The 13,680-nt window shown below is 41.8% G+C and carries 11 protein-coding genes; 4 read left to right on the forward strand and 7 right to left on the reverse strand.

Annotated features, from left to right (window positions below):
- Window positions 1-3: 3 nt before the first annotated feature.
- Window positions 4-489 carry a YbaK/EbsC family protein gene (locus tag ACTJJD_RS16630; protein WP_048002794.1) on the forward strand — a complete coding sequence of 162 codons (486 nt, stop codon included), beginning with the start codon at window positions 4-6 and terminating at the stop codon, window positions 487-489.
- Between the two features lie 73 nt (window positions 490-562).
- Here ACTJJD_RS16630 and guaA read toward each other — a convergent pair whose 3' ends face one another.
- The 5 genes from guaA to ACTJJD_RS16655 form a co-directional block, all read right to left on the reverse strand.
- Window positions 563-2,104 (reverse strand): glutamine-hydrolyzing GMP synthase, encoded by a 1,542-nt coding sequence (gene guaA, locus ACTJJD_RS16635; protein WP_025206841.1) that lies wholly within the window; start codon window positions 2,102-2,104, stop codon window positions 563-565.
- A 185-nt stretch (window positions 2,105-2,289) separates the two neighbouring features.
- On the reverse strand, window positions 2,290-4,488 hold the full coding sequence (locus ACTJJD_RS16640) for a transglutaminase TgpA family protein (RefSeq protein WP_440608663.1): 2,199 nt from the start codon (window positions 4,486-4,488) through the stop codon (window positions 2,290-2,292).
- Window positions 4,489-4,499: 11 nt separating this feature from the next.
- A complete protein-coding gene (locus ACTJJD_RS16645; protein ID WP_440608664.1) occupies window positions 4,500-5,690 on the reverse strand; it encodes a DUF58 domain-containing protein in 1,191 nt (396 codons plus the stop codon).
- The gene (locus ACTJJD_RS16650) at window positions 5,687-6,649 is read right to left on the reverse strand and encodes an AAA family ATPase (RefSeq protein ID WP_017366721.1); all 963 of its coding nucleotides are present in this window, start codon (window positions 6,647-6,649) and stop codon (window positions 5,687-5,689) included. Before ACTJJD_RS16650 ends, ACTJJD_RS16645 begins: the two co-directional genes overlap by 4 nt.
- A 102-nt stretch (window positions 6,650-6,751) precedes the next feature.
- Window positions 6,752-7,651, reverse strand: coding sequence for a cation diffusion facilitator family transporter (locus tag ACTJJD_RS16655; protein WP_008344349.1), 900 nt, complete (start codon window positions 7,649-7,651; stop codon window positions 6,752-6,754).
- A gap of 482 nt (window positions 7,652-8,133) precedes the next feature.
- Between ACTJJD_RS16655 and gabP the strand changes: the two genes are divergently transcribed.
- From gabP to ACTJJD_RS16670, 3 genes are all read left to right on the forward strand, one after another.
- Entirely contained in the window at window positions 8,134-9,522 is a 1,389-nt protein-coding gene (gene gabP, locus ACTJJD_RS16660) for a GABA permease (protein ID WP_024719380.1), read from the forward strand.
- Window positions 9,523-9,619: 97 nt separating this feature from the next.
- The gene (locus ACTJJD_RS16665; protein WP_440608665.1) at window positions 9,620-11,149 is read left to right on the forward strand and encodes a multicopper oxidase family protein; all 1,530 of its coding nucleotides are present in this window, start codon (window positions 9,620-9,622) and stop codon (window positions 11,147-11,149) included.
- Window positions 11,150-11,416: 267 nt separating this feature from the next.
- Window positions 11,417-11,791, forward strand: a complete 375-nt coding sequence (locus ACTJJD_RS16670; RefSeq protein ID WP_045034410.1) for a carboxymuconolactone decarboxylase family protein — start codon at window positions 11,417-11,419, stop codon at window positions 11,789-11,791.
- A 214-nt stretch (window positions 11,792-12,005) separates the two neighbouring features.
- On the opposite strand, the gene ACTJJD_RS16675 is transcribed toward ACTJJD_RS16670, so the two are convergent.
- Together ACTJJD_RS16675 and ACTJJD_RS16680 are read right to left on the reverse strand one after the other, a co-directional pair.
- Window positions 12,006-13,055: a hypothetical protein gene (locus ACTJJD_RS16675; protein ID WP_440608666.1), complete on the reverse strand. Its 1,050-nt coding sequence runs from the start codon at window positions 13,053-13,055 to the stop codon at window positions 12,006-12,008.
- A gap of 73 nt (window positions 13,056-13,128) precedes the next feature.
- The gene (locus tag ACTJJD_RS16680) at window positions 13,129-13,497 is read right to left on the reverse strand and encodes an RlpA-like double-psi beta-barrel domain-containing protein (protein ID WP_003213878.1); all 369 of its coding nucleotides are present in this window, start codon (window positions 13,495-13,497) and stop codon (window positions 13,129-13,131) included.
- Between the last annotated feature and the right edge of the window lie 183 nt (window positions 13,498-13,680).

The raw sequence follows: 13,680 nt of genomic DNA on the forward strand, positions 1-13,680 counted from the left end.
ATCATGTCAATCAAGAAAGTAAAAGATTATTTTAAACAATATGAGATGGATACTCGAATTCAGGAATTTTCAGTATCTAGTGCAACCGTAGACTTGGCTGCTTCTGCATTGGGCTGCGAACCTGAAAGAATCGCAAAAACACTCTCCTTTCTAGTAAATGGACAAGCTATTTTAGTTGTGACCTCTGGTGATGCAAAAGTTGATAACAAAAAATTCAAAGAATATTTTAAAACAAAAGCGAAAATGCTGCCTCCTCATGAGGTCGTTGACTTGGTCGGTCATGAAATTGGCGGAGTATGTCCTTTTGCTATAAAGAATGACGTTTCTGTTTATTTAGATATGTCACTCAAACGTTTTGAGACAGTCTATCCAGCCTGCGGCAGCAGTAACAGTGCTATTGAACTAACAATCAAACAATTAGAAAAACACTCCGGTTATACACAATGGATTGATGTGTGTAAGGGATGGAATGATGAATTCACACATTAAAACGAAAGGAAAGAATTAAAAATAAAAAAGAGCTAGAAACCCTTGATACACAAGGTTTCTAGCTCTATTATAACTATTCCCACTCAATCGTAGCAGGCGGCTTACTCGTAATATCATACACCACGCGGTTAATATGCTTCACTTCATTGACGATACGAGTTGAGATCTTTTCTAGCACGTCCCAAGGGATTCTTGCCCAGTCACTCGTCATACCATCAATAGATGTAACAGCACGGATACCGATTGTGTAGTCGTATGTTCTTGCGTCACCCATGACACCTACGCTGCGGATGTCTGGGAGAACCGTGAAGTATTGCCAGATGTCGCGCTCAAGGCCGAAGTTGGCAATTTCTTCGCGTAGAATCGCATCAGATTCACGGACGATTTCTAGTTTTTCTTCAGAAATTTCACCTAGTACACGGATTCCTAGTCCTGGACCTGGGAATGGCTGTCTCCATACGATGTCGTCTGGAATACCTAGCTCTGACCCTAGAGCACGAACTTCATCCTTGAATAGTGTATTGAGTGGCTCAATCAATTCAAACTGCATGTCTTCTGGAAGACCGCCAACGTTGTGGTGAGATTTGATTGTTTGTGCCGTTGCTGTTCCACTCTCAATGATGTCAGTGTAAAGTGTTCCTTGTGCTAAGTAGTCGATTCCTTTAAGCTTGTCCGATTCGTCATCGAATACATAAATGAATTCGTTACCGATGATTTTACGTTTTTGCTCAGGATCAGACACACCTTTTAGCTTGTTTAAGAAGCGATCTTTCGCATCTACTTTAATCACGTTCATGTTGAAACCTTCGCTAAATGTTTTCATAACCCCTTCTGCTTCGCCTTTGCGAAGAAGACCGTGGTCAACGAAAATACATGTCAGCTGATCGCCGATGGCTTTGTGGATCAATACAGCCACAACAGATGAATCTACACCGCCGCTTAGTGCGCACAATACTTGTTTGTCGCCTACTGTTTCACGGATTTTCTGCATTTCGATTTCAATGAAGTTCTCCATTGACCATTTGCCATCGCACTCACATACGCCGAAGACAAAGTTTTTCAATAGATCATTTCCGTACTCAGAATGACGTACCTCTGGGTGGAACTGAACGCCATAGAAATTCTTCTCAGCTAAGCTCATCGCTGAGTTTGGACAATGTGCACTTGTTGCATCAACTGTAAAGCCTTCTGGTACTTCAACGACAAGGTCACCATGGCTCATCCAAACGACTTGATCCGTTGGAAGGTCTTTGAATAAAGCAGGTGTTCCGTTAATATGAATGTCTGCTTTTCCATATTCACGCTGGCTAGCCGCTTCTACTTTCCCACCTAAATAGTGAGTCATCAGCTGCATGCCGTAGCAAATGCCTAGAACTGGAATGCCTAGATCAAAAATCTTTTCGTCACAACGGAAAGATCCTTCATCATATACACTGTTTGGTCCACCAGAAAGGATGATTCCTTTCGGCGCCATTTCTTTAATTTCTTCAGCAGTTAAAGTGTGCGGATGAAGCTCACTGTACACACCAAATTCACGAATACGGCGAGTGATCAGCTGATTGTACTGACTACCGAAATCGAGAACCAAAATCATTTCATTTACTAAATTTGTCATGGTGTCACCTCTATGTCCAATATAGTTTTTATAAACGCACAGAAAAAATGAGAGGAGAAAACCTGCTCTCAGTGTAAATCACGCTTTTGAAGCGCCCAGACTCACATCCGAACGCTTCAATTTCATGTATTTTAGAAGGTTTTAATATTCACCTATTCTAACAACAGGAAGGTACGGGGTCAAGACTATCTCCTGTTTATTAAATTTTCCCATAACTTCACCGACTGCCGCCAAAGCGCCGACGCATCTTCTTGTCGATAGAGCGCCCGCTCATAGAACTGCGTTAGTTCAGACATGTGATGATTCCCTTCCTTGTCATCGATCAAAGAAGCAAATTCTCTTAGCGTCATGCCTGGCTTTTTCTCAATCCCTCTGCGCCTTAGCTGTTTTAATAGAGCAGCATATGCGTAGAAAAAAGCTTCCTCATCTGGCAGACGTTTTACCTTTCTCACAATAAAGATTGGCAGCCATCTTGCTCTGAACCGGTAAAGCATCCAGCCTATGAAACCAAGAAAGACAATCACACCTGCTGCGTAGCCCAAGATTGAACCAACATGAACCATACTTGGCTTTGCTTTAGTTGCTTGTTCCTCTTGTTTTGCCGCCTGTTCTGGTTCTTGTTGCTGCGGCTGTTGTGTCTGCTCGTTTTCTTGTTGATCAGATGCGGGCTGATCTTTTTCATCCTGTTGATCATCTGTTTGGTCGTTGTTAGCCGTGGTTTCATTCGTAAATGTCTCTGGGTTCGTGAACCCTTTTGTCGGTTCAAAAGTCACCCAGCCACGGTTTGGAAAATACACCTCTACCCATGAATGGGCATTGTTATTGGTCACTTCATACACATTGTTTCCATCCATCTGTGTTTCATATAACTGACCAGACGTATATCCTTTCACCCATCTCGCCGGAATTCCAATCGAGCGAAGCATCACAATCATCGAGGTTGAAAAGTTATCACAATAGCCAATCATCGTATCAAATAAGAACTGATCCACATAGTCTTCGTCACGCCCAGGCACAGCGACATTTTGGGTTTCATATGAAAACTTCGCAGATCCTAAATAATCCTCAATCGCTTTTGTTTTATCATACATATTATCCTTCGTTTCCGTTAAGCTGTTCGCCAATGTTTTCACACGCTCTGGCAGCAAGGATGGGAGCTGCAAGTATTCACGTCCGACCTGCTGGTTCACTTGCTGCTTGGTCGGTACTTTGATCCGCTGCAAGTCCTCTAGGATAAATGTAGGTGATAAGAAGCTGACTCGATAGTTCCCTAAATTTTTGGGCGGTTTTTGAGTAGACGGGACAATTTTCTCCGTTTTGCCCATCATTTGTAGTGGAATGTTTTCCATTGGCGTCAGCATAACCGTACCAATCGGATAAACAGCATGATTAAATCGATAATTTGATTCCATATCGACTCTCGTTTCATGCTCCTCTGTTTTCACGCGATTGGTAAACCACTGGTTCGGCACTTCATTCCCTTTTAACCGAGTAGGTTTCGTATCATTTGAAGCATCCTCCCAGCCTTTCCCCGTGTAAATACTTTTTGTTTCCACACGAAAATAAGACGGCTCTTTTCCGCTCCATTTAAATACCGGTGTACGGTCCTCACTAAACGGTCCCCCAAGCGACGAATCATCCGTACTATATCCCACCTTATTATGCCCGGCAGAACCATCTTGATTCGTGACCGCTTTAAAAAACGGGACAGGGTCAGGCCATTTCGGATCAGATTTTGGCAAAGACGCACCGAGTGATGCTGATACAAGAACAAGTGCCAGCATGGGTAAGAACCAATTGAGACGCGCTTTCTGTGACACCCGCACACCTTCAGCCGAACGAAGCCGGTCGAAATAGAGCAGGCCAAGCAAACAAAAGCCAAATACCATAATTCGAACGATCGCAAAAGTCGCATCATAAGGCGTAAACGTATCAAGAATCGTGACATATACAATCGTCATCAGTAAAAAGAAAAAGATACGCTGCTGATACACAACCCAATAATGAAGCAAATAAACAAGTAGCCAAAGCAAAATATAAAACAACAATGTGCGGAAAGACGGATACATGTCACTCCACATGCCCATGCTCATCAAAGAAATATTATCTTGAATATCAGCAAACAGCGCAGGCAGATAACTTGGCTCTGATTGATAAAAAATCAAATATAATGCGAGCAAGATCAATCCAGCACAAATAGGAAACGTCACATACCACTTCAATCGAAAGAACGTAAACAAACACGTAAGCCCTATAAAAATGATGAAATAAGACGTATGACTCGTCTCTGTAAAATCTTGAAGCGGACGAAGCCACTCCCAAAGCAGCATAAATGCGACAGCATAATAGATGAACAACTCAAAACGGCTTTGCCGCTGATGCATATAAATGTTTGTCACCTCACAGTTCTTTCGTGCAGCCGGTCCTCAAATAAAAGGGTCGTGTGTATCCCAGAAGCTTTAAGCCGGTCCACAAGCTGTTTTTCTTTTGCCGTCAATCGATCAACGGCTCTCTTCACTAAAAGAACGGTGATGTTCTTTCTGTTTCGATTCCCAAGTAAAATGGCAGCAAGCTCTTCTTGCAGATGACCTGTCACCACATACTTTCCTGTCTGCTGGTGCTCACTCGATGTTAATGATTGATAATCAGGTGCACGAGAAGGCTGATACTGCACCTTTGTTAAATAGTAGAGCATGTCCTGTAAATGCCTCTCTCCTTGATCCACTCGAAATAAGTGCTGATCCCCAAGCGGGACAAGGCCTACCGGCACCCCTTTTTTCACAGCCGTTTGCAGAACCGATGCGGCCATAGACACAATCGTTTCAAAAGCGGCTTTATCTGTAAAATCAGCAAACACCACCAGATCCTTTGTCTGATTCTGTTCAAACTCCTTCGTCATAAGCTGACCTCTTCTAGCTGTTGTCTTCCAGTCCACCCAAGCGAAACGGTCTCCTTGCTGGTATTCACGCACACCTGTTGTCACATTTGTCGGTTCATTTAACCAAGAGTGCAATGCTTTGCCTCCATTTTCATTCACCGATGCAGCAGATTCAACCGGAATATCCAATATTTTCGGATACACAAGCAATGTTTTCTCTAGTGGAAGAATCACTTCTTTTTCAACAAACCCAAACATATCACCCGTTTTGATTCTAACCGCCGTCAATTGATGCTCTCCCCGCATGATGTCATTGAATTGATATGAAAATCGCCACGTTTTCCGAAACCATGGAAAGATCATTCGCTTCATTTCAATCTGTTCCTGTAAATGGAAGGTATCCGGCGGGTCATCCTCAAGTATGACGTACACGTACGGAAATAAATTCGTCCGCTTGATTTCAAGGTCAACAGACAGCACATCTCCTGCCTTTAACCGGGTATGCTGTAATGTCCTTTTGGCTGTGGCACGAAGTGGAACAAGGGCAAACAACAAAGCATACAAAGCATATGGTGAAAATGCATAAAAAAGGAACCAGCTCACAAAACCGCCCTGAAACATGGCATAGCAAAAGGCTGCTGCCGTGAGAATGACGAGCATCATCACCCGTAACCATAGTGAAAAAGCTAAACGATTACGTGACTTCATTGAGTCATCGACTTTTGAACTGGTACGCCAATATGCTCAATCATCTGTCGCAACAGTGTCTCCGCCTTCTTCCCTTCATATGTTGCTTCTGATGTCAAAATCATACGATGCGGCAATGTGTAAGGCGCCAAATACTGTACATCATCAGGAATCACATAATCCCGCCTGTTCAACAGCGCATACGCCTGCGCCGCTTTCATCAATGCAATTGAACCCCTTGGGCTCACGCCTAAATAGACAGACGGATGATTTCGCGTCGCTTGGGCGATTTCGACAATATATTCTTTAATCGATGCATCCACATGTACGGTCTGAACCGCTTGCTGCAAAGCATGGATATGATCTTTTGTCATGACTGCCTGAAGCGTGTCAATTGGCGATTGTTTCTCCTGCAAATTCAGCACCTCAAGCTCCTCCAGCATGGTTGGATACCCCATCTGCAGCTTAAATAAGAAACGGTCCATTTGCGCTTCTGGAAGTGGATAGGTTCCCTCATACTCCACTGGATTTTGCGTAGCCATCACAAAGAAAGGATCTGCCAGCGGCATCGTTTCTCCGTCCACTGTGACACTGCCTTCTTCCATCGCTTCAAGAAGGGCTGATTGTGTTTTAGGAGAGGTTCGGTTGATTTCATCAGCCAAAATAATCTGCCCCATAATCGGTCCTTGTCTAAATTCAAACTCGTTTGTCTTTTTATTATAAATCGACACACCTGTTACATCTGAAGGCAAAAGGTCAGGCGTAAATTGGATTCGCTTAAACTCACACCCAATGGATTTTGCCAGAGCACGAACCATCATGGTCTTCCCAACGCCAGGCACATCCTCTAATAGCACATGCCCCTTCGCCAAAATCGCAACAAGGCTTAATATCGCAATATCTTTTTTCCCCACCATCACTTTATTGATGTTATCTACGATTTTTTGTAAATCTGAATGCATCGGTTCATCAAATGCCATCCTGATCCTCCTATCACGTTTCCGTCAATTTTCATATAGTCTAACTTTACCATACAACACGCATTTGCATGAAACATCAACACGTAGAAAAAAGAAGCCTTCTCACGATGGAAAAGACTTCTGCTCCTCTTTAGGCTCACTTGCTGGTTCCATATGAACATGAGAGTGTAAAATATCATGTTCCTGCTTCATTCTGCGTTCAATTTCATCTGCAATATCATGGCTTTCTGCGATGTTTAAATGCGGTTCTACTTCAACGACCACATCCACATGGACGGTGCTTCCAAGATAACGAGCTTTAATGTCTTTCAAATCGCCCACTCCTGGTGTCGCTTCAATCGTCTCTTTATATTTAGACATATCTTTTATATGAAAACCGTCCGTTAACGAATGAGACGCATCTCTGAAAATCTCCCACGCCGTTTTACAGATAATTAAGCCAATCACAAACGCAGCAAGCGTATCAACCCACGCCAGCTGAAATTGAGAGGCGATAATTCCGACAAACGTCCCGATACTCACATAAGCATCTGATTTATTATCAGCCGCTGCGGCATATAGCGCCTGGCTATTAATTCGTTTAGACAGTTTACGGTTATACATATACACGCCATACATCACAACAGCACTTCCTGCTGCCGTCCAAGCTGCAATCATATCAGGCGTTTGATGCTCTGATGAGAAAAGCGACTGGCCTGCACTCAGCAAAACCTGAAGCCCGACAAGCATCATAATAAAGGAAGCCACAAGTGACGCAATATTTTCAGCTCTAAAATGACCGTATGGATGATCCTCATCAGGTGGCTTCTGAGAAATACGCAGCCCAATTAATACGGCAAGCGAAGCAATGATATCTGTCGTATTATTCAAGCCATCTGCGGAAAGGGCTTCTGAATGAAACACATACCCAATGATCAGTTTGACAGCAGATAAGATCACATAGGCTATAATGCTGACCCAAGCACCTGTTTCACCTTGTCTTAATTCGTTGTAGCGCTCCATACCGAACAGCGCCTCCTCACACATTACTTTTCTATATTTATCTTACAAAGCCAAGCCCGTGTGGGTCTACAGCAACATGATTCGCTTGAATCAGCAAAATAGGAGACATAGAAATGTGTTGACCTAAGCAAACTTATTTTTATAAGGTCAATTGACCTCAAGACCTACTCCCATCAATGTTTTTCAAAACCCCCCTGAAAAATGAAAAAGAACAAAATGACTCTACTATTTAATTGTCAGAATAGTTTTATTTCAAAACACAACTTTTCTTTCTTCCTTCTTATGCTATTTTTAAGAATGGGCAGAGGAAAATGAGGGAACATAATCTCTCAAATCCTTTATACTTTTTAACATCATGTTAAGAGGTTTGAAATGTCAGTTTGATAACCTGTCCAATGCTGAATGACAATTCAGTATGATAAAATTTAAAATATTCTAAAAACAAACTCTCAAATAAAAGAGAAATGTTTGGAGGTAAAGAAATGTCCAACATGACAAACGGTCTTCAAAAAAACCTTAAGACAAGACATATTTCAATGATCTCCATTGCCGGGGTCATTGGGGCAGGACTATTTGTTGGTAGTGGTGCTGTCATTCATTCTGCAGGGCCTGGATCGATTCTTTCCTATTCATTTGCCGGACTTCTGGTCATCTTTATTATGAGAATGCTTGGAGAAATGGCATGTGCCTATCCGACAAGCGGCTCTTTCTCACAATATGCGAGCGACGCCATCGGCCCGTGGGCCGGGTTTACAATCGGCTGGCTTTACTGGTTCTTCTGGGTCATCGTCATCGCCATCGAAGCCATTGCCGGTGCTGCCATTATTCAATATTGGTATGGAGATGCACCTGTTTGGCTCACAAGTCTTATCCTCACAATCCTCTTAACTTTGACAAATATCTTTTCTGTTAAATCTTTTGGCGAATTTGAATATTGGTTTTCATTGATTAAAGTCGTCAGCATTATTCTATTCCTACTCATTGGTTTTGCATTTATCTTTGGTTTTGGCGGTCATCATACTGCAGGTCTTGCCAATTTAACGGGGAATGGCGGTTTCCTTCCAAACGGATTCGGCTCTGTACTCCTCGGGATTGTCGTTGTCATCTTTTCCTTCATGGGAACCGAGATTGTGGCAATTGCCGCAGGTGAATCAGCAGACCCTGTCAAATCTGTGACAACAGCTACCCGTTCAGTTGTATGGCGTATTATTGTGTTCTACGTCGGGTCGATCGCCGTCGTTGTCACGTTACTCCCATGGAATTCAGCGAATATTTTAACAAGCCCGTTCGTTGCAGTATTAGAATACATCGGTGTCCCATCAGCCGCCCAAGTCATGAACGTCATTGTTTTAACAGCCGTTCTTTCTTGTTTAAACTCCGGCCTATACACAACGTCCAGAATGCTTTATTCATTAGCTGAAAGAGGCGAAGCACCAAAACGTTTTATGAAAATCAGCAAACGCGGTGTCCCTGTAGCAGCGACAGTCGCAGGTACCTTCTTTTCCTATATTGCCGTCATGATGAACTACTTTTACCCTGAAACCATCTTTCTATTTCTAGTCAATGCCTCTGGTGCCATTGCACTTCTTGTCTACTTGGTGATTGCCGTTTCACAATTAAGAATGCGTCGTAAAATTGAAAAAGAAAATCCAGAACAACTCAAAATCAAAATGTGGCTGTTCCCATACCTTACGTACTTTACCATTTTGGTCATCTGCGCCATCTTGGCCTCTATGCTGTTTATCGAATCGATGAGACCTCAGCTCATACTGACAAGCATCATTACCATCGGTGTACTAGCCGCCTACTTCATCTTTAAACCGAATAAAAAAGTGCCTGCAAGTGCAGCGCTTGAAAATAAACACCCTTAATTCTCCCGCTGAAAAGCGGGTTTTTTTATTTTATTCACCTATTTGGATGTCCGCACTTATAATGTATCAAATTGATTTTAAGTGAGGATTAGTCAACATGAACCTAGAAAAGTTTGTTGACGAGCTGCCAATTCCAGAAGTCGCAGAGCCCGTCAAAAAAAACCCAAGACAAACGTATTATGAAATCGCTATGGAGGAGGTGTTCCTAAAAGTTCATAGAGATCTGCCCCCAACCAAGCTATGGACCTATAATGGCAGTTTGCCGGGTCCAACCATTAAAGCGAATCGAAATGAAAAGGTCAAAGTGAAATGGATGAACAAATTGCCGCTGAAACACTTCCTGCCTGTCGATCATACCATTCACGCTGGACATCATGATGAACCCGAAGTCAAAACAGTCGTTCACCTGCATGGGGGCGTGACACCTGCAAGCAGTGACGGTTATCCGGAGGCTTGGTTTTCGCGAGACTTTGAAGCGACCGGCCCCTTCTTTGAACGAGAGGTTTACGAATACCCTAATCACCAGCAAGCATGCACATTGTGGTATCACGATCATGCCATGGCATTAACACGATTAAATGTATACGCCGGATTAGCTGGCTTTTATTTGATCTCAGATGCGTTTGAAAAATCACTCGAATTACCGAAAGATGAATATGATATCCCTTTAATAATCATGGACCGGACATTCCAGGAGGATGGCGCACTGTTTTACCCAAGTAGACCAAATAACACACCAGAAGATAGTGACCTTCCAGATCCCTCCATCGTGCCATTTTTTTGCGGGGAAACGATTTTAGTCAATGGAAAAGTATGGCCATATTTAGAAGTAGAGCCTCGAAAATATCGTTTTCGTATCTTAAACGCGTCCAATACAAGAACTTACGAGCTTCATCTAGATAACGACGCCACAATCTTACAAATTGGATCTGATGGCGGCTTTTTGCCAAGACCTGTTCATCACCAATCTTTTAGCATTGCACCTGCTGAACGTTTTGATGTCATCATCGACTTCTCAGCTTACGAAAACAAAACGATTGTTTTAAAAAATACGGCAGGCTGCGGTCAGGATGTCAATCCAGAAACAGATGCGAACATTATGCAATTTAAAGTCACTCGTCCGCTCAAAGGAAGAGCAGCTAAAACATTACGTCCGATCTTCAAACCACTGCCACCGCTCCGGCCGAGCCGAGCTGATAACGAGCGGACGCTAACGCTTACTGGCACACAAGATAAATATGGGCGCCCGATTTTATTACTAGATAACCGGTTTTGGAATGATCCTGTCACGGAAAATCCTCGACTTGGCAGTGTAGAGGTATGGAACATTGTCAACCCAACAAGGGGCACACACCCTATTCATTTACATCTTGTTCAATTTCGGGTGATTGATAGAAGACCATTCGATACAGACATCTATCAATCAACAGGTGAAATCGTGTATACAGGACCAAATGAAGCGCCTCCTTTGCATGAACAAGGCTACAAGGATACAATTCAGGCGCATGCCGGTGAAGTCATTCGCATCATCGCTCGGTTTGTCCCATATAGCGGACGATATGTGTGGCATTGTCACATTTTAGAACACGAGGATTATGACATGATGCGGCCGATGGATATCATTTAGTAAATATGAAACCTCCTCTCTCTTAATTGCGTAATATGAAAAGGGCTAACAGCTTCTATATATTAGCCCTCTATTTTCTTTTCAATCTCCATGAGAAAAAACGAACAATGTATCGCATGAATGGCATTTTTTTGAACATTCCACACTTAAAAAGTTGACGAAGTAAACCGATAATACTACTATATACCCATTACCTCTATCAAAAGGCACTTAAGAAACCATGCACGAACAAATAGAAAATCGTCATAAAAAACGGAGGAGTTCAATTTGAATGAAGAAAAAGAGACTTGCCAGGTCAAGCAAGAAACAGTGGCAGGTAACAGGGAGAAGCTTTCAATTCATGAAAACGAGAGCATTCGATCAAACATTGAACAACTAACAATTGAACTCGGTGAACAAAAAGAATTCAATCACTTCATATTAGATGAAAAACAGAAGACCATCAGCACATTATCGGCTCTCATTGCAAAAGGTGATTGTGATGAAGAGTTAAAAGCTCATTTTGTACAAGCATTACATATCGGGCTCTCTGTTATAGAGATTATGGAGATCATTAAGCACTGTACAAAGGTTGCAGGATTCCCTCATTCCATTAATGCCTTGTTTATTTTTCAAAACTTACTAGATGAAAACAATAAATAAGAGAAAACGAGAAGTCTTCTGTCCTCTCGTTTTTTTATTTCCACTTACTTTACTCTCTTACGCTGATTCTGTCACAGTAGCAAAATATCAAAATACCACTCATTTCCTTGCTTAAAAAGTGATGTTCATTTCACAAATCCGCATTTTTCACCGACACATCCCTTGACAAAATAAAAAAACGTCCAGTTATATGAAATAACTGAACGCGCACCTTTTACCGATTGACAGTGAAATTGTTAACAATCCCGCCTTCTTTCTCCCAAGCGGTTTCTACTGTTTTCTTCTTAATATCATATTCAAAAATGGTTCTGACCTTCGCCTTTCGTCCTGTGTCATCCTTTAATTCCTTTGCGTTCTTTCCAACACCTAAGAAATAAACAGATGTACCATCCGCAGAAAATTGCGGCTGGGCAGCACTTAAAATACGCACATCTTGGCTGTTTTTAACGAGTGTCTTTGTTTTTCCTGTATCTACATCCATCACCTTAATAGATGATACTTCTTTTTCATTTCGAACCTTCACTTCTGTATAAATGAGTTTTTTATGATCTGGTGAAAAAGAAATATCATTGATGGTTTGAGAAATACGTGCAATTCGCTTTCCCTTCTCACCTGTTTGAAGGGTAATCTTCATGGTCGTTGGTTCAGGATCCATTCCTTTTTCATTTGCCTCATCCGTCTTTTTATAATCCTCTTTTAACGAATAATGCTGAATGGCCAACAGATTTGATGCTGGATCATAAGCAAAAGAACTCACCGTATCATCATCACTTTTTTCTGGATATAACACTTTCACTTTCTGTGTTTTCAAATCAAAAGACGCTACATAAAATTGCTCACCTGAATCCTTGTTATACCTTAGATATAACTCTTTTCCGTCACCAGAAAGTCTCATACTGTCGATTGAGTCGTCACTCGTAAAGAGCGTTTTTTCTTTATCCGTTTTCACATTCAATTCCCGTATACTTACTTTTTGTGTGTCTTCATCTGTATACGTGTAGTATAAAAGCTGTTTCACCTGATCATAAGCAATTGAAGGATATGCTGTCAGTTTCTCTGTATGAAGCGCCTTGTCATGCAAGTAATAAGTATTGTTTAACTTTTGATCCGTAAATGAAACAAGCAATTCGTCTTTTGCATCTTGATTTGTTTTCACTTTTCCTGCATGTTTTGCCTCTTGCCCCGGCTTCATCATGAAAAAGATGACGGCCGCAATCACTGCGACTCCAATTACTGTGATGATCCACCATGTTGATTTTTTCATTGACTTTCAGACCCTCTCCACAAGAAAAGAAGCCAGAAAATAAACTTTTCCCGCTTCTTTGCATGCCTATGTATTAATAAGTGTAATGCCCTTTGACGACACCTTTACTTGTTTTATACCCAAGTGCTTTGAATGCTTTAGGACTTACGTCTAATACTGCGTTTGGCATTCTACCTACATCATATTTATATACTGTAATCACTTTATGTGGTTTCGCTTTTGTTGTCACTCTTAGTTTTGTACCTTTTTTCGGTACGTCAAATCCCATTTTTGTTGCTGCATCCCAATGACCGAGTTTTTTTCCATCTGCGCCTTTTTTACCGACACCATTATACCATGTAATATTGCCGCTTACTTTTTTTGCACTTGCTCCATGTGAGAAACTAAACGCTAAAAATAAACTAGCTACTGTTACGATTGTCGCGATAAGCTTTTTATTCATTAAAAAATCCTCCGTATTTGGTTTCTGACCCTATTATACATGAAGATGCACCCAGTTATTTTACAGTCACATTACAATTCGAATACAAGTTGACCACTTAATGACCGATTTTGTTCATAAATTTCACCAAAAACAGCCAGAACATTGTCAGTAGATCCCTCCCTTACGTTTTATATAATAGAA

Origin of the sequence: Bacillus sp. 22446 (assembly GCF_052044955.1) — a bacterium.
GTDB classification, from domain to species: domain Bacteria; phylum Bacillota; class Bacilli; order Bacillales; family Bacillaceae; genus Bacillus; species Bacillus altitudinis.